This is a genomic window from Ochrobactrum sp. P6BSIII, assembly GCF_014138065.1.
GTDB lineage: Bacteria > Pseudomonadota > Alphaproteobacteria > Rhizobiales > Rhizobiaceae > Brucella.
The window spans coordinates 66,235-83,295 of sequence record NZ_JACGXB010000011.1; the positions used below are offsets into that span (position 1 = coordinate 66,235).

Below are 17,061 nucleotides of genomic sequence, written 5' to 3' on the forward strand. Positions count from 1 at the left end.
GCAGTGGGAGGCTGGCACAGTTGATGCCCGGCCAATGTGCAATCAAGCCTTCGAAATGAGGGTCGGCTGCAATGCACCCGAAACGTTTGGAATGACCTTCAGCGCAGACTTGTAGACGATTGGCTGTGCGTATTGCAGCAACGGCAGCACGTAACCCTGTTCCGCAATATACTTGCAGACGGCTTTCCAGCCGGCGATGCGCTTGGCTTCGTCTTTCTCACCCCATAGTGGTGCGATCATGTTGTCAAGGTCATCTGTGTTCCACACCGAGTGCGGGGAGGGGCCAAACATGGCAAATCCTGTAGAGGTGGTCGGATCACCGATTGCATTGCCCCAGTTATAGAATGCTGCGGGCGCGAGTTGGTCAGCGGCGCGCAGCTCATAATGCTTGGCGATCTCGTAGACTTCGATCTCGGCTTCAATACCGACCTTGCGCCACATGCCCACGATGGCCTGAACCATTTCATAGTCTTTCGGCTTCAGGCCCCGCGTGGTCTGGATCTTGAACTTTACGGGCTTGTCGGTCGAATAGCCGGAATCGGCCAGCAGTTTCTTGGCGAGGGCAGGGTCGTAGGGAACCTTGATAGACGGATCGTAGGCCGAATATTCCGGCGCCTCGAGCGTATCGATTGGCACGCCGTAACCACGCAGCAGACGCTTGACGATGGCTTCCTTGTCAATCGCGTGGCAGGCGGCCAAGCGCACGTTCTTGTCGTTCATAACCTCGATATTGTTGATGAAGATCATGCCAATATCGGAGATCGGGGTCGCAACGCCTGCCAGACCTGCCTTTTCCTTCAGGCGATCGAACTCCTCATAGGGGATTTCCAGCGTGACATCGGACGAGCCGGATTCGATCTCGGCAACGCGGCTGGTGCCATCGGGCACGAACTTGAAGATGACTGTTTCGAAAGCCGGCTTGCCGCCCCAGTAGTTGGGATTAGCCTTGAGCCGCAGGAAGGCATTACCTTCGTAGGCGTCAACCATATAGGGGCCGGTACCAATGGGCTTCTTTTCAAACCCTTCTGCGCCGACCTTTTCGTAATAGGCTTTGGGCAGGATGTAACCGGTGAGGAAAGCCATCCACATGAAATAGGTGGGTTCGAAGCGCAGCACGTCGCCGGTGATTTTGTTGCCTTCAATCTTGTAGTTGCCAGCCGTGGACCAGACGAACTGGATCGGGTTGCCGGTCTTGTCGTTGGCGGCGCGCTCCAGCGCCCAGACAACGTCTTCCGGAGTGAACGGCGAGCCGTCATGCCAGGTCACGCCTTCGCGGACATCCATCCAGACCTTGGTTTTGTCGTCGTTCCAGCCCCATGCGGTCAGTAGGCTCGGGACAAATTTGAGGTCTGGATTCTGGCCGATATACTGGTCGAAGATCGAGCGGTAAATTGCCTGGATGGTCGGATTGACCGCCGATGGACCGACGGTCGGGTCGAAGGACGGGAGATTGACATTGAAAGCGATGGTGAGCGTGTCGGCTTCTGCTGCCTGGACCGGCACACGCCCTGCCAGTATGCTTGAAAAAAAGGCAGCAGCGCCCATACCCAGCGTCTGGCGACGGGTGAATTCAGTCATGATTTGCTCCGCGTTCCCCTGATCCCCGGCTTTTTTGAGTGTTCCCCCACTCGCCAAGGTATTTATTGTTCGGAATACTTTAATCTTAAAATAGCGCCGATTGGCTGGCAAGCGAATTGTATACTCTGACAGCAATTTTAAGGCGAATCATATGCCTATGCATATTGTTACTCTATCAGCTTCGCCCGTAGATCGTTGAGAGTGTTGGCTCTGAGTGCTGGTATTCGCGGTTTCACGAATATGCAGATAAAGAAATATGATTCTGCATGGGTTCGAGGGGCCGGCGCATGTGAGACTGACACATACGCCAACTCGCCATCAGCCATATTGCATCCTATTTCAGCGAGGACGCGAGCAACATGCCGGAGCCACCTCCCAATCCCGGGCCCGGATGGGTCGATGCTCCGATGTGATAAAGACCGGGCACATGAGTGCGGTGGTTGACCGACGACTTGAATGGACGCCAGATGAAAAATTGATCGACGCCGCAAAACCCGCCATAGGGGTCGCCGCCGACGAGGTTCATATTCATCGCTTCAAGATCCGCTGGTGAATAGGTCTTACGGGCGATGATCGTCTCGGCAAAGCCTTCAATGTGTTCGGCGAGGATACGCTCAACACGGTCGGCATATTGTTCGCGCAATTCGTCGGTCCAGCGCCCATCGGCAGGCGTGGCGAGTTCTCCCGCAGCATCGCCTTCGATATGTCGCGGGGCTTCGGGCAATTGCAGCCAGAGGATTGCCTGACCTTCTGGCGCGCGCGACGGGTCAAGCGCGGTCGGCTGGCCGACGCAGATGGTTGGCACCGCTGGCAACATTCCGCGGTCACACTCATTGGCTGCGCGGGATACACCATTGAGACCGGGCGTAAGGTGCAAAAGTGCCACTTTCGACAGGTCCTCGCCGCCTTTCCAGCGTGGCGGAGACTTCAGCGCATAGTGAATCTGCATATTGCCTTTGCCATAGCGATAGGTTTGCAGCCCATCCGAAACGGCTGAGGGCAGCGGTCTGCTGGAATTTTTCAGAAGGCGGCCATAGAGCTGGTTGGGTGTGACAGAGGCAATGACGCCTTTGCTTGCCTGAAGAACCTCACCGCTGGCAAGCCGGACACCTGTTGCCTGACCGTTCTGGCCCTCGATTATCGTCTCCACATCCGCGCCGAGACGGATGGTGCCGCCCTGATCCGTAATGAGTTGTGCGAAGGCCTTGACGAGATTGTCGGCGCCGCCTTTGACAATCGGACAGCCAGCGAGTTCGATGGCAAAGCCGATGACCCGCAGCATTGCAGCAGAATAAGTGCTTTCCGGATTGAGGCCACAATGAAGTACCCAGGGCGCAAAGAGCCCGCGCATCACATCGGACCGATAGGTGGTTTCGAGATGATGGCGACCGTTGACAAGCGCCTCGCCGAACCAGGCGGCGAGATTGCGAGGGCCGCGCTTCCACGCTTCCTTCAAAACTGTCTTGAAGATACCACCGGACCAAAGTGAGCCGCCAAGCAGCGAAAACATGAACGGTGCATCAGCACCCATCCGGTCCATCTCACGGGAAAAGGCCATACCGTCGCCATCAGCCAGCGCATCGAAGGCAGCGATATTGGCTTTGCGGTCTTTGGAGAGGATCGCATGACGGCCATCGGCCAGCACGACGCCGGTCGGCAGGTCGGCATGGGCAAATTCGAGGCCGCGGGCCTCCAGGTCTTTGCCAAGTGCGCCATAAGCAGGCGAGGTCAGGAAGAGCACCATTGTCGTTGCCATGACATCGTGGTGGAAGCCCGGCGCAGTGATCTCTTCAGTGCGCAGGCAGCCGCCGAGCCGGTCATTACGCTCGAGCAGCAGAACCTTCTTGCCCTTCTTGCCGAGTATGGCAGCAGCTACCAGTGCATTTATGCCGCTACCGACCACGATATAGTCATGTGTCGCCATGTTTCGTCGCTCCCCTGAAGTTGGCCGTTGGTCAGCGCCACGTCGTTTCTTTATCGATTGCTTCGTCAGCAGTGCGAGTATCGGCAGGCCTGTTCCCTGAAGTCCAACAAAGAAATCTCTGACATGGACTTCCCCCTCATTCGCTTCTTTAAAAAGCTTGATATGAATTTTCTTGAAGCTTAAAAGATATCATATGTGAATGCAATGAAATGCCTGCGCTCAAAGTCGAACTTTCCGACGTATCGTGACTTCACGAGCCTTCAACGCTCGCGGTCATCGCTTGATTTAGGTCTGAGACGTCAGAGGTGCGGCCGCTATCGACTTACGGAGTTGTATGCATTTGAAAATAATGGGGGGGCTAAATGAGTGGCAACGACTTGGAGTTGGATGCTGTCGTCGTAGGTGCAGGGCATAATGGTCTTGCGGCAGCAGTGCATCTGGCGTCAAAAGGTTGGCGCGTTGCTGTTGTGGAGGCTGCGGCTTCTCCCGGCGGGGCGGTGAAAACCCTGGAGCTGACGGAGCCGGGCTTCCGTCATGACTGGGCTGCCATGAACTTGTCGATGTTCGCTGGTTCGGCCTTCCACGCAACCTATGCCGCAGATCTCGCCGCGCAAGGTCTCGAATTCGTACCCGCACAAAATTGCTTTGCAAGCGTCTTTCGCGACGGCACCCACCTGGGTGTTTCCAGCGACGTGACCGTAACAAACGCCAAGATTGCAGAACTGTCACCTGCCGATGCCGAGGCGTGGGCAGAGATGCTGTCTGATTTCGAGCGCAACGCGCCGCATATTTTCGGCTTGCTGGGCTCGCCGATGCCGTCACTGGCCGCAGCAAAGACGGCTTGGAAGGCCTATCGCTCTCTCGGCATGGATAATCTGTGGCGCATCGGACAGCTTCTGCTGGCGACACCACGTGATTTTCTCGATGCGAATTTCAAAAGCCCCAAACTCAAAGCTATGATGGCCGCCTGGGGGCTACATCTCGATTTTGCGCCTGACGTTGCAGGCGGAGCGTTGTTTCCCTATCTTGAATCAATGGCCAATCAGGCATTCGGCATGGTCATAGGCAAAGGGGGAGCCGATACGATCATTCGCGCGATGGTGGGGCTTCTTCAGAAGAATGGTGGCCAACTCATCCTCGGTCAACATGTCGAAAAGATCAGCCTCGATAAGGCTGGAAGGGCCACAGGTGTGGTTTTGTCCGATCGACGTGCATTGAATGCTAAACGCGCGGTGATAGCCAACCTCAACCCCAGAGTATTGTTTGGCGGTGACATGCTACCCCCGTCCGCCATCCCGCAGAAGGTTCATAAGGCGACAGATGCCTTTCGTGCCGGACCTGGCACGATGATGATCCATCTTGCTATGGACGAACTGCCAAACTGGTCTGCGGGCGCGGAACTCAAGCGTTTCGCTTATGTCCATGTTGCCCCCGACCTCGCCATGATGGCACGCGTCTACGCGGAAGCTATGGATGGATTGCTGCCGGGAGAGCCGGCACTTGTCGTTGGTCAGCCTACTGCCATTGATCCATCGCGCGCGCCCAAGGGCAAGCATGTTCTTTGGGTTCAGGTGCGTGTCCTCCCGGTGGAGATCAAAGGCGACGCTGTCGGCGAGATTACGGGCAGGGATTGGAACAGTGTGAAGGATGCCTATGCCGATAGGGTGATCGGAATCCTCGAGCGCTATGCACCGGGCATTAGTGACATGATCCGGGCTCGCGCGGTCTTCTCTCCCGCAGACCTTGAGCGTGAGAATGCCAATCTTATCGGTGGTGATAATCTAAGTGGCTCACACCATCTCGACCAAAATTTTCTGTTCCGTCCCATTGCGGGCTACTCGCGCTACAAGACGCCCGTCCGCTCGCTTTATATGTGCGGAGCCTCCACTTGGCCCGGCGCTGGCACGGGTGCGGGCTCGGGCTTCATGCTTGCAAAAATGCTTGCCGGAAACTGATGGTTGGCGCAGGTGCTGAAACATTTTTGGATTTGTGGCCTATCACTTTACTTGCGATCTTGAATCAGGACGATGGCGCGAGGCAGAAAGCTCTCATTCCGTGACAAAACACTGGCATCCTTGGCGTTTCAGTACAGTGCAAAATTGAGGCAAGCGCTGGATACAGCTATCCAGTCATTGTTTTTCAGTGATCAACTGGCGCATTGACTCCTCTTAAAAATTGGCTATAACCGCACATGCAGACTGAAGATTTAAGACCATCTGCAAGGTTGGTCTTATTGCGTCTGGAATCCGGATAAGTCCTCTTGCAGATGTCATAGCGACGTTGGGAGGACGCCGTAATGCACGGAAGCAAAATAGCCCTTAGGGGCGTGCCGGATATTATTTCCTACATTGATGCAAATGACGGTATTCGAGGCCGCGCCGGTATTATCTGGTGGTTGGCGCTTGGTGGCCTGTTCCTGGATGCCTTCGCCAATTCGGCGCTGAGCGCGGGGCTTGGGCCAATGACCCGCGATCTGGGACTGGACGCAGCGCAGGTCGCGCTGATGACGTCATTTGCCTCTTGGGTGTCGATTGCGTTCAACCCAATCGGTGGTTGGATCGCCGACCGCTGGGGCCGTATGCGCCCGCTGATCTTCGCAAAGCTTCTTGCTCTTATCGGAGCGGTGCTTGTGATGACGGCCCATTCCTATGAAGTCATCCTCATGGGACGCTTTTTTGTCGGTGCTGCCTACGGTATCGACTTTGCAATTGCCATGGCGGTGCTTGCCGAGTTTACACCTGCAAGCCTGCGCAGCCGCCTCAATACCTGGCAGGGCATCTGGTACACCGCAGTTTGTACCAATGTGCTTCTGGCCATGCTGTTCTATAGCTGGGACGTGGGTGACTCGATCTGGCGCTATTCCGTTGCCGCCACTGGTGTCTTTGCCTTTGTCATTATGGCGCTTCAGGCAATGTTCATGGTTGAGAGCCCGATCTGGCTTGCCCGCAAGGAAAAGCTGGAAGACGCTGCCCGTGCGATGACCCGCATCTATCATCGTGACTTCGTTGCCGCTCTGCCGGAAGACCGTTTGCCGGTGCTCAATCAGGCCCGTCGTGGTATCGCCAATGTTGCCCTGATTTTCCGCGGCATCTATCTGCCGCGCACCATTCTTGCCGCGACCGTGCAAATCGGACAGTCAATCCAGTATTTTGCAGTGGGCTGGTACCTGCCGCTCATCAGTGCGGCCCTTTTTGGCAAGGACTTTCTCTACGCGATGCTGGGTACACTCGTATTCAATCTGTTTGGCATTATTGGTGGCTTCTCTTCGCCTGTGATTGGCCGGGTACTTGGCTTGCGTCGGGCTTCGGCCATCGGCTTTGGTGCAGTTTTCGTCATGCTGGTCATCATGGGGCTGTTCCATGACACCATGCCGACCTGGCTTGCGGTGATCGTTCCTTCGCTGTTCATCCTGTTTCACTCTGGTGGTCCGGGGGCCAACGGCAAGAGCCTTTCGTCACTGTCATTCCGCAGCGAACTGCGTGCAGGCGCCAACGGTATCATCGGTGCGCTTGGTGCCATGGGTGCTGCTCTCGGCTTGCTGGTTTTCCCGATCTTCCGTGAGAACTACGGTCTCGGCACGACCTTCCTGATCCTGTCGGTGGTACCGCTGATTGCTTGCATCATCTGCTCGGTCATCCAATGGGATCCGACCCGCACAAAGATCAGCCCGGATGATGAGCCGAACGCGCCGCAGTTCGAAGGCGACCGGTAACAACGGAGGATAATGTGAACGGACGCAGACAGGCCATTCTGGCCATTGATGAAGGAACGTCCGGAACCCGGGCCGCGCTTGTCGCGGCCGACGGTTCTGTCTCCGCGGTCAATTACACGACACTTGCCGTCTCTTCACCGCGACACAACGTGGTGGAACAGGACGCCGATGTTCTCCTGCAAAAGACCATCGAAGTTTGCGGCAAGACGATTGCCGCAGCGCGCGATGCGGGAGTGGAGATCGTTGCAATGGCAATCGCCACGCAACGCGCAACCGGTGTTCTTTGGGATACGGAAACGGGACAGGCGCTGGTTCCAGCTATGGTCTGGCAGGATTCGCGTTATGCTGATGAGTTGAAACCGCTCGCGGCCAAATGGAACGCGAAACTCGTTCCGCTTGCCGGCCGCCCGGTTGGCGGGAGAGCGATCTATCTTTGGGCTGCACGTCATATGCGGGAAACGCCTGCTGTGCGTGAGGCATGGAAGGCGAAGCGGCTTGCTTTTGGTACAGTAGACAGCTGGCTATTGTGGAACTTGTCCGAAGAACGCAAAACCGTCACCACGCCGACGAATGCGACTTCTGCGGGGGCCTATATTCTCGGTGAGAACCGCTACTTCACGGACTGGATCGAGGCGCAGGATTTTCCGCTGGAACTTTTGCCCGAACTGAAACAGGACGCAGACGATTTCGGTTATACACGCCACGATATCCTGGGTATCCGCGTGCCGATCAAGGCATCATGCGGCGATCAGCTGGGCGGTCTTGTTGGTCTTGGCTGTCATGATGCGGGGCAGGTCATGTGCGTGCATGGTACGGGCAGCTTTGTCGATCTTGTGATCGGAAAGCAGACGCCTAAAAATCCTGGCCTTTATGAAGCGACTTTCACCATGACGGCCTGGCGGAGCGAAAATATCTCGCATTTCGCGGTCGAAACCTATGCGGCTACAACGGGTTCGGCACTCAACTGGCTCTGCAATGAAATGCGCTGGTTCGAGAATGCAAAAGAGATCAGCGAACTGGCTGCAACAGTACCGTCTTCCGATGGCCTTTTCTTTATGCCGACGCTCACGGGATTGCGCCAGCCGAACATCGTTCCGGATGGCCGCGCATCACTGACCGGGCTTTCAATGGCGCATAGTCGAGCGCATCTTGCTCATGCCATTCTCGAAGGCATCGCAAACTCGGTCGTTTCCTGTGCGGAGGCGAGTGCGGAAGTGGCTGGCGTCTCTGTACGGGAAGTCGTGGCAGGCGGTGGGCTTTCCTCCAGCGATACGCTGCTGCAGTTGCAGGCTGATCTCAGTGGTGTGCCGGTGCGGCGCATGGCGGATCAGGATCGTGCGAGCCTGCGGGGCACAGCATTTCTGGCAGGCAGCGATGGATTGCTCTGGAGCGATCTTTCGGAAGCTCGTGCCACGCTGCCAGAGGGCAATCTATTTATCCCCAGGACCAGCGACGCGGAAAGACAGGACCGTAGAGCGCGATGGCACTCCCTTACTGATGAGGAAGTCGCACGCGTTCAGTCGGGTCACTATCATTAAACAGGAGTTGAAATGCTGAATCTGCGCTCCCGGCGCGCGGACAAGGATCGCGCCCGGATGATCCGCACCGAGCCGCTACGGCTGAACCGGTCGGAACAGGAAGACCGTCTTGCCAGTGAAACTTACGATATTCTGATCGTAGGCGGCGGCGTGACCGGTGCTTACTGCGCCTTCGATGCCAGTCTGCGCGGTTTTCGTGTTGCGCTGGTCGAGAAAGATGATTTTGCATCCGGCACGTCATCGAAATCGTCGAAGATGGTGCATGGCGGTTTGCGTTACATCGAACAGGGCAATCTTGGTCTGGTTCGCCATTCCCTGCTGGAACGCCAGCGCCTGCGCCGCAATGCCGGTCATCTTGTGCAGCGCCTGCCTTTCCTGTTTCCCATTCTGGAGCGGGATGGTGTGTTTGATGCACGCTTCGCCAAGGCGTTCGAAGGCTTGCTCTGGACATATGATCTGGTTGGCGGCTGGCGTGAAGGCATCCTGCATCAGAAACTGACTGCTGCGGAAGTGCTGGCGCATTGCCCTACCTTCAAGGACGAATATCTGCGCGGTGGCCTCATGTATTTCGATGCCCGCGTCGATGATGCGCGCTTGACGCTGGCATTGGCCCGTTCCGCTGGCTTTTACGGTGCCACGGTCCTCAACCATTCGAAGGTAGCCGAGATTACCCGCAGTTCGGGCCGGGTCGATGGCGCTATCGTTCATACCGTCGAGGGCAAGGAAATCCGGGTACGCGCCAAGACCGTCATCATGGCGACTGGGGTATGGCTGCGAGACTGGATGGGGCTTGGCAGGGATGGCGAAAAACCGTTGCATGTCCGTCCCGCCAAGGGGGTTCATGTCGCGATCCCATGGTTGAAAATCCGCAACGACTGCACCGTGACGGTGCCCGTACCGGGGCGTAGCCGCCGCGCAACCATTACACGCTGGGGGAACGTCTCCTATCTCGGCACGACCGACGAGGATTATCAGGGCGATCTCGATGATGTGCATTGCACGCGTCGCGAGCTCGATTTTCTGATCGAGGGCGCGTGCAGCGCGCTCAATATCGACCTGACACCGGATGATGTCGTCGGCAGCATTGCGGGCTGTCGCCCGCTGGTGGCTGCTTCCTCAGGTGGCAGCACCATGGATGTCAAACGTGATCATTCCGTGCATGTTGCGCCTGACGGCCTCGTCACGATTGTGGGGGGCAAGCTGACGACTTCGCGCCATATGGCTGAACAGACTGTAGATGCTGCGGCGAAAGTTCTCAGCGATCGTCGTCGCTGCATCACGAAGAAGGCATTTCTGCTGGGTGCTGCCGGATACGACGCTCAGGCAATCGTGGCCTCCGGCGGTATGGAGGCGCATCTGGGTGAGCGTTACGGTACGGAATCGCGCTTTGTCAGTGATCTGATGGCCGCACGTCCTGAACTCGCCGAACCACTGGTCGAGGGACTGCCATATACTGCTGGTGAAGTCGTCTATGCCGCACGGCACGAACTAGCCCGAACCATTGACGACGTGCTGTCGCGTCGTATGCGCGCCCGTCTGATGGCGCGCGATGCCTCTGCCCGTGCTGCGGCAAGGGTTGGCGCCTTACTGGGTGATGAACTCGGTCTCTCCCAGGCCGAAATCGACCGTCAGGTCGCCGCCTATGTGGCCGCGACCGAAAAAGAAAAATCCATTCTCACAGGAGCGAACTGAACATGATCAGCAAGGAAGCCATCAAGCGCGGTTACAATCGCGGAAATTATGTTGTCGGCGCCCCGACACAGCCGCACTATGCTGGCAGCATCAACGAAATCGGCACCAAGGCCGATCTGGCTCAGAACACCATTTCGGTGGAAGCAGCTCTCGTTGAGAAGCTGCAGGGCGTTGCAGATGAAGTTCTGACCTCGCGTGAAGATTTCGTCGTGAACACACGCGATTGGTGGGCGCGCACGATGGTAGCGGAAACGGGCGGAAAGCCTGCAACGATTGACGGTCTATTCGTTCGCGTTTCGACGGTGGAGCAGGTTCAGGCCGTTATGCGCCTTGCGCATGAAGCCAAGGTTCCGGTCACGGTCTCTGCCGGGCGCTCCAACGTTACTGGCGCGGCGCTGCCACTGCGCGGCGGTATCGTGCTTGATGTCTGCAATCTCAACCGTTTTGTCAGCTTCGATGCGGACAGCCAGATCGTTGAAGTTGAAGCCGGCATGTTTGGTGATATTTTTGAGGAAATGATCCAGCGCGACTTTGGCATGACCATGGGGCATTGGCCGTCTTCATTCGGTATCAGCACGGTGGGTGGCTGGATTGCCTGCCGCGGTGCGGGTCAGCTTTCGACGCGCTACGGCAAGATTGAGGATATGGTCTACGGCATGGAAGTCGTGCTGGCCGATGGTTCGCTGGTGACGGTTGGAAACTATGCCCGCGCAGCAATCGGGCCCGATTTGCAGCAGATCTTTATCGGCTCGGAAGGCACGCTCGGCATTATCGTAAAGGCGCGCCTGAAACTGCATCGCCTTCCAGACTATGCGCGCGCGATTGCCTATGGCTTCAAAAGCTTTGCCATCGGTCTGGAAGCTTGCCGTCGCATCATGCAGGGCGGTGCCAATCCGGCAGCGCTTCGTCTCTACGATGAGCTGGAAAGCGGCGTGCAGTTCGGTCTGCCGGAAAGCAACGTGCTGCTGATTGCCGACGAAGGCGCGCAGGAAATGGTCGATGCTGTGATGGCGATCAGCGAGAAGGTTTGCGCTGAACTTGGTGACAAGCTTGATGGTGATACGATTTTCGAGAAATGGCTCGATACGCGTTATCTGACCGGCAAGAGCGCCGAGGGCTTCAAACGCAGCCCCGGCTTTGTCGCCGATACGCTGGAAATGACTGGATGCTGGCGCGATCTGCCTGCGATCTACGATGAAGTCGTGGCTGCCATCAATGCCGTGCCGGGTACACTGGCGGGATCGGCGCATCAGTCGCATGCCTATGTCGACGGCGCCTGCCTTTATTTCTCGCTGCGCGGTGACGTGGACGTAGAAAAGCGCGCAGAGTGGTATCGTGCTGCATGGGATGCTGCCAATGCCGTTCTAATCAAGTATGGTGCGGCCTTGAGCCATCATCATGGTGTCGGGCTGCTCCGTGCGCCTTACATGAAGGACGCTCTGGGATCAGCATTTCCGCTGCTGGAAACAGTGAAGAAGGCGCTCGATCCAGACAATCTGCTTAACCCCGGCAAGCTTGGACTTTCGCTCGACATGCCAAGAGACGGAAAATGATGGAATGACATTGGACAGAACGATCGGTGAGCGGCTTTTGCGGGCGCCAGTCATGGCAACGCTCTACGGCGTGGACAATCTTCAGGCTTTCCTGGAAAGCAAGGCGCAAGTTGGCATTGTTGCCAATATCGCCCTGCGCCATGTGGCTGAAGTGCTGAATGCGCTGAAGAAAAGCAACAAGCTGATCGTTCTGAACATCGACAGTTGCGAAGGCCTGTCGCAGGATAAGGGAGCTATTGAGTTCCTTGCCGAGATAGGCATTTCAGTTTTGCTATCGACCCGCGTTCCAACAATCCAGAAGGCCGCGCAATGCGGCCTACTGACCATGCAGAAGGTCTTTGTGACCGACCGTTCCACATGGCCCCGTAGTCTGAAGGCAATTTCGCAAAGCGCACCCAATCTGGTGCAGATCATGCCATCGCCGATGCTGGGGTACCTGTCTGCAGAGGACAAGCGCCGCCTCCCGCCTATCGTGGCTTCCGGCTTTATTTGCAATGAGGCCGATGTTGCTACGGCAATGAAACAGGGTGCCATTGCCGTTTCTTCAAGCAATAAGTCGCTTTGGGATTACAAGCGATAACTGTGCTTGAAGGCTGTTTTCAACATTCGCATCTGAAGCGCAGATCGGGAATTCTGGCGTGACTACCAAGGAAAATCGCATGACACCTTTCACGTTCAATACCACCGCCCAGATCATCTTTCGTCTCGGTGCGTCTGCCGAAATGGGTGCACTGGTGCAAGACAGGTTGGGTGAACGGGTTTTGTTCGTAACCGATCCTGGTCTGCTTAAACTTGGTCTATGCGATCCTACACTTCAATCCTTGGCAGCTTCCGGCGTTGAAATAGTGGTTTTCGATCGTGTCGAGGCTGATCCTTCGCTTGCAACCGTTCTGGCAGCGACAGAGGAAGCGAGAGCCAAGAACGTAACAAGTGTCGTCGGGTTTGGCGGCGGTTCTTCGCTGGATGTTGCGAAGGTCGTCGCTCTTCTTTGCGGCTCGGGCGAAGATGTCGATGCAATCTGGGGAGTGGGTCAAGCCAAAGGACCGAGATTGCCGCTGGTTCTCGTGCCCACAACGTCCGGCACCGGGTCGGAAGTGACACCGGTTTCCATCATCACCGTTGGCGATAATGAAAAGCGCGGGGTTTCGTCGCCGATCATCCTGCCTGATGTGGCAATTCTCGATGCAAACCTCACTCTGGGTCTACCACCGCATATCACTGCCGCTACAGGCATCGACGCTATGGTGCATGCAATCGAAGCTTATACATCGCAAAATGCGAACAATAATCCGTTGTCAAGAATGCTCGCCAGACAGGCTTTGCAGCTTTTGGGGGCGAATATTGAAAAGGCCGTATTCAACGGGACAGACAGGCAAGCAAGAGGCGCGATGCTGCTGGGGTCGATGCTGGCTGGTCAGGCATCTGCGAATTCTCCGGTCGCAGCCGTGCACGCGCTTGCTTATCCGATAGGCGGGACCTTTCACGTTCCTCACGGACTTTCAAATGCACTGGTATTGCCGCATGTCATGCAATTCAACGCTCAGAAAGCAGTTTCGGATTATGCAGAGATTGCAGCTGATGCATTTCCGGATATCAAGGCCGAGTGGGATGAAGAAAAACGCTGCGACGCATTCATCGAACGACTTTCTGCGCTTTCAGTGAAACTCGGTCTGCCATCCCGATTGCGAGAGGTCGGTATTGAAGAAGCTCACCTGCACGTGATGGCCCGTGACGCCATGAAGCAAACAAGGCTGCTGGTGAACAATCCAAGAGAGATGAGTGAAGCCGACGCACTGGCGATTTACAAAGCAGCTTGGTGACGTCGTCGGCGCTTGAACTATCAAGCCGCTTGATACATCCCAGCTCGTTGTCGGCCAGTATATCTGCTGTGCGAGTTAGGATAGGCGGCAAGCCGCGCGCGCAATAGGTAAAATAGATCCACCGGGTTGCCGGGAGAGTGTTGCCTCTGCAATCCGGCAGTACGCTGGCGGGGCAATCAAAGCAGTCTTTGGCTACAGATTTTCAAACGTATTGAACGTGGTTCTGATTTGTCTTAAGAGCTGATCTTACTGGCACCGTCCATCCTTTTCGAACAACGAAAGCGCTTTGCACCTCCTGGCATCGTCCATCGGTATTAGCGTTTTCCAAGATGGAGATTTGACGATGAACGAAATCGCAGATCATGGTGTCCGTTTTGGACGGATTGCCACGACGCTTCCAGTCACTGACATGTCACGAGCGTTGACTTTTTATGTCGGGGTAATGGGCTTTACGAAGGTTTTCGAAAATGGAAACCCAGTGGGCTTTGTCATCTTAAAGCGAGACTCCGGGGAGTTGCATCTGACTTGGCAACCGAACCACAAGGCAGCGAACTTCAACGTCGCTCACCTTCTTGTCGATAATATTGACGCGTTATTTGTCCGGTGCAAGGAGCACCGCGTACGGATCATAAAGGGCCTTCAAGACAAGGATTATGGCTTGCGGGCCTTTGTATTTGAGGATCCGGCTGGCAACCGCATAGATGTTGGCCAACTAATTTGAGTGCTGTTCAGGACCCGGAAGATATCTTCCGGGTCCTGAACATTGTTTTGCTATAAACTCGTCTGCTTTGGGCGTGCCGTATAGACATCGCTCACTCCTCTTACGAGGCATTTCAAATAAGATGGGAGCCTGCATTGCCACCGTGCGAAATGCTTCGAGGGCGAGGTGTCTTATCGATCCGGGCTTGACCATGACTTTCGTCTGCAGGAGGCAGGTGCCGGAACCTTTTCGGTAGACATAGAGGTCCACCGCTGTCGGGTCAATCAAATCTACAGCCACAGAAGAGTGCTGTCATAATGTCGGCCTGAGCAAAGCCGATTCGGATGGCTACGTGCTGGATGAGATCGTTCAAACTCGCCATAATACCAAGGCTGAATGGAATGCCGTAGCTCATCAACACGCCTGAAAATCGGGACCGGGCCATTCCGCACCTCAATTCAAGCAATGAGAAAACACCCCTTCCGAGTTCTTTGATTTATATATTGCAGCCAATAAAAATGTAATCTCCATAAAGTGAATAGGTTTCTCGTATAGATTGATTTTATATTAATGGTTTTCCGTTTTGTGGATGGGGATTTATGTCTATGGATAACAAGGCAAATCGCGATTTTACAATATACATTGTAGATGACGATCAAGAAATCTGTGATTCTTTATCGAATATATTTGAAGAGGAATCCCTTCGTGCTATTTATTTTAGATCTGCACGATCGTTTTTAAGGCCAATACCATTAATAGGCATTGGCTGCATTCTTTTGGATGTGAACCTTCCGGAAATGAGCGGGCTGGAAATTCAAGAGCATCTGGACAGGGTTGGAAGTGCTATGCCCATTATATTCATGACAGCGTATGGCGATATCCCCATGACGGTTAAAGCGCTCAAGGCCGGAGCATCAGATTTCCTGGAGAAACCCTTCCGACTGCAAACTCTTCTGGATGCAGTCAGCCAAGCTTTAAACAAGTACTCAAAGCGACTTGCCCTGCATGACGAGGTCGACCAGGTACGGAACCTTGCAAGCAAATTAACCCCAAGAGAGTCTGAAGTCTTGAAGGCTGTTGTTGCCGGCAAAATGAACAAACAAATTGCTTATGACCTAAATGTGCAAGAAATCACAATAAAAGTGCACCGAGCCTCTGTTATGCGGAAAATGAAAGCGAAATCTCTGGCCGAACTCGTACGCAAAGTAGCATCTATCAAGGAGTTTTAAGCATGCGGACCGGCTGTTCCGGTCCGCATCTGGCGTGTTCAAATAATGGGTTCTTTCGTTTTTCTGAACGTGACCTTCTTCGGATCGAGATTAAGATGTCCCTGAACCAGTTCCGAGGGCGTCAGTGCCAACCATTGATTCAGCGATACGTCCGCATAGTAACTGCTCTTGAACATTTCCAGAAAGCGGAGCGTGGTTTTGCCAGTGTTCTCCACATAGTGCCCCATAGCGAAGGGAACATAGCCGACATCGCCCGCAGCATAATCAAATGTCCTTGAATGGCCGTTTGCGGCGAATACCCCCATTCTGGCTTGCCCTTCTATGTAATACTGCCATTCATCCGTATTTGGATGCCAATGGAGTTCACGAATGCCGCCAGGCTCGATTTCGACAAGAGCGGCAGCGATTGTTTTCGATGCAGGAAAGTTGCTCGAGTCGGTAATTCGAACGGTTCCATTTGGTGTTTTAATCGGTTCCTGGGCCATCATACGGTGACTGAGCCGGTCAGATGCCTCTTTCGCTCCGGTTGGCCGATCATCTTCGGCGCTGGAGGCTGGGACTGGAAGAGGGAACATGTAACGCTCACTCTCTTTGGGAAGGTTTTCAAATGCCCCGACCGGCGCTCCAAAATTCTTCGCCAGCAGGTTGGGCGGGATATGGTTGAACCAGTCTGTTAGCAGAAAGGTGCTATCCTCATCAAAACCACCATCGTCGAAAACAAGCAGGAACTCACAGCCATCGAGACCAAGGCCCTGGATGGAATGTGGGATACCCGAAGGAAAGTACCACAGATCTCCTGGTCCGACATCGCTGACAAAATTTTCCCCCGCGGCATTGACTGCAGTAATTCGGGCATTGCCGTAAAGCATATAGGCCCATTCAGCCTCCTTATGCCAATGTAACTCACGAACCCCACCTGAGTTGAGGCGCATGTCAACGCCTGCAATGCTGTTTGATATGCCTAACTCGCGGACAGTCACCTGTCTTGTCCATCCACCCGGATAGAGTTTTGTGGGTGCATCGGCAAATGAGAATTTTAGGTTGGGTATTGTGCCGGAGTCAGTTGCTGGCTGGTTGAGCATGTCGGGACTAAGCTCATCCTTAACGACGTTTCTCGGTCCAGGATCGTTTCCGCCGAGCCCGGGTCTCTGTGGTTGCGGTGTTTCAGCAGCAATCGCACTCGTTGCAACAACTGCTGCTCCAGTAGTCAATGCCAGCAATGCTCCACGTCGAGATATATCGTTCATCAGATACTCCTTAGTCGTGCTTGTGCACCCACAACAAAGATAGATACCCACGATGTCTCGGCCAACCT

General features: G+C 55.2%; 13 protein-coding genes. 9 read left to right on the forward strand and 4 right to left on the reverse strand.

Translation table 11 applies throughout. From position 1 onward, the window contains the following. Nucleotides 1–42: 42 nt before the first annotated feature. Together FHW00_RS16190 and FHW00_RS16195 are read right to left on the reverse strand one after the other, a co-directional pair. On the reverse strand, nt 43–1,578 hold the full coding sequence (locus FHW00_RS16190) for an ABC transporter substrate-binding protein (RefSeq protein WP_182514668.1): 1,536 nt from the start codon (nt 1,576–1,578) through the stop codon (nt 43–45). Between the two features lie 334 nt (nt 1,579–1,912). Next, nucleotides 1,913–3,502, reverse strand: a complete 1,590-nt coding sequence (locus FHW00_RS16195; protein ID WP_078337397.1) for a phytoene desaturase family protein — start codon at nt 3,500–3,502, stop codon at nt 1,913–1,915. A gap of 362 nt (nt 3,503–3,864) precedes the next feature. Between FHW00_RS16195 and FHW00_RS16200 the strand changes: the two genes are divergently transcribed. The 8 genes from FHW00_RS16200 (at nt 3,865) to FHW00_RS16235 (ending at nt 14,538) form a co-directional block, all read left to right on the forward strand. After that, nucleotides 3,865–5,457 carry a phytoene desaturase family protein gene (locus FHW00_RS16200; protein WP_078337396.1) on the forward strand — a complete coding sequence of 531 codons (1,593 nt, stop codon included), beginning with the start codon at nt 3,865–3,867 and terminating at the stop codon, nt 5,455–5,457. Nucleotides 5,458–5,798: 341 nt separating this feature from the next. Continuing rightward, nucleotides 5,799–7,214 (forward strand): MFS transporter, encoded by a 1,416-nt coding sequence (locus FHW00_RS16205; protein WP_078337395.1) that lies wholly within the window; start codon nt 5,799–5,801, stop codon nt 7,212–7,214. Nucleotides 7,215–7,228: 14 nt separating this feature from the next. Then, a complete protein-coding gene (locus tag FHW00_RS16210; RefSeq protein WP_078337394.1) occupies nt 7,229–8,752 on the forward strand; it encodes an FGGY family carbohydrate kinase in 1,524 nt (507 codons plus the stop codon). A 12-nt stretch (nt 8,753–8,764) separates the two neighbouring features. Continuing rightward, nucleotides 8,765–10,444 (forward strand): glycerol-3-phosphate dehydrogenase/oxidase, encoded by a 1,680-nt coding sequence (locus FHW00_RS16215; RefSeq protein ID WP_078337393.1) that lies wholly within the window; start codon nt 8,765–8,767, stop codon nt 10,442–10,444. A 2-nt stretch (nt 10,445–10,446) separates the two neighbouring features. Next, complete coding sequence (locus FHW00_RS16220) at nt 10,447–11,997, forward strand: FAD-binding oxidoreductase (RefSeq protein ID WP_078337392.1); 1,551 nt, start codon at nt 10,447–10,449, stop codon at nt 11,995–11,997. Nucleotides 11,998–12,001: 4 nt separating this feature from the next. Further along, complete coding sequence (locus FHW00_RS16225) at nt 12,002–12,577, forward strand: glycerol-3-phosphate responsive antiterminator (RefSeq protein WP_078337391.1); 576 nt, start codon at nt 12,002–12,004, stop codon at nt 12,575–12,577. A 79-nt stretch (nt 12,578–12,656) separates the two neighbouring features. Then, nucleotides 12,657–13,817: an iron-containing alcohol dehydrogenase gene (locus FHW00_RS16230; RefSeq protein WP_078337389.1), complete on the forward strand. Its 1,161-nt coding sequence runs from the start codon at nt 12,657–12,659 to the stop codon at nt 13,815–13,817. 343 nt (nt 13,818–14,160) lie between these two features. Further along, complete coding sequence (locus FHW00_RS16235) at nt 14,161–14,538, forward strand: VOC family protein (RefSeq protein WP_078337388.1); 378 nt, start codon at nt 14,161–14,163, stop codon at nt 14,536–14,538. 259 nt (nt 14,539–14,797) lie between these two features. On the opposite strand, the gene FHW00_RS24560 is transcribed toward FHW00_RS16235, so the two are convergent. After that, nucleotides 14,798–14,932: a hypothetical protein gene (locus tag FHW00_RS24560; protein ID WP_445557878.1), complete on the reverse strand. Its 135-nt coding sequence runs from the start codon at nt 14,930–14,932 to the stop codon at nt 14,798–14,800. 190 nt (nt 14,933–15,122) lie between these two features. On the opposite strand from FHW00_RS24560, the gene FHW00_RS16240 reads away from it, so the two are divergent. Next, nucleotides 15,123–15,746 carry a response regulator transcription factor gene (locus tag FHW00_RS16240; protein WP_445557877.1) on the forward strand — a complete coding sequence of 208 codons (624 nt, stop codon included), beginning with the start codon at nt 15,123–15,125 and terminating at the stop codon, nt 15,744–15,746. Between the two features lie 38 nt (nt 15,747–15,784). On the opposite strand, the gene FHW00_RS16245 is transcribed toward FHW00_RS16240, so the two are convergent. Continuing rightward, on the reverse strand, nt 15,785–16,993 hold the full coding sequence (locus tag FHW00_RS16245) for a cupin domain-containing protein (RefSeq protein WP_078337385.1): 1,209 nt from the start codon (nt 16,991–16,993) through the stop codon (nt 15,785–15,787). Between the last annotated feature and the right edge of the window lie 68 nt (nt 16,994–17,061).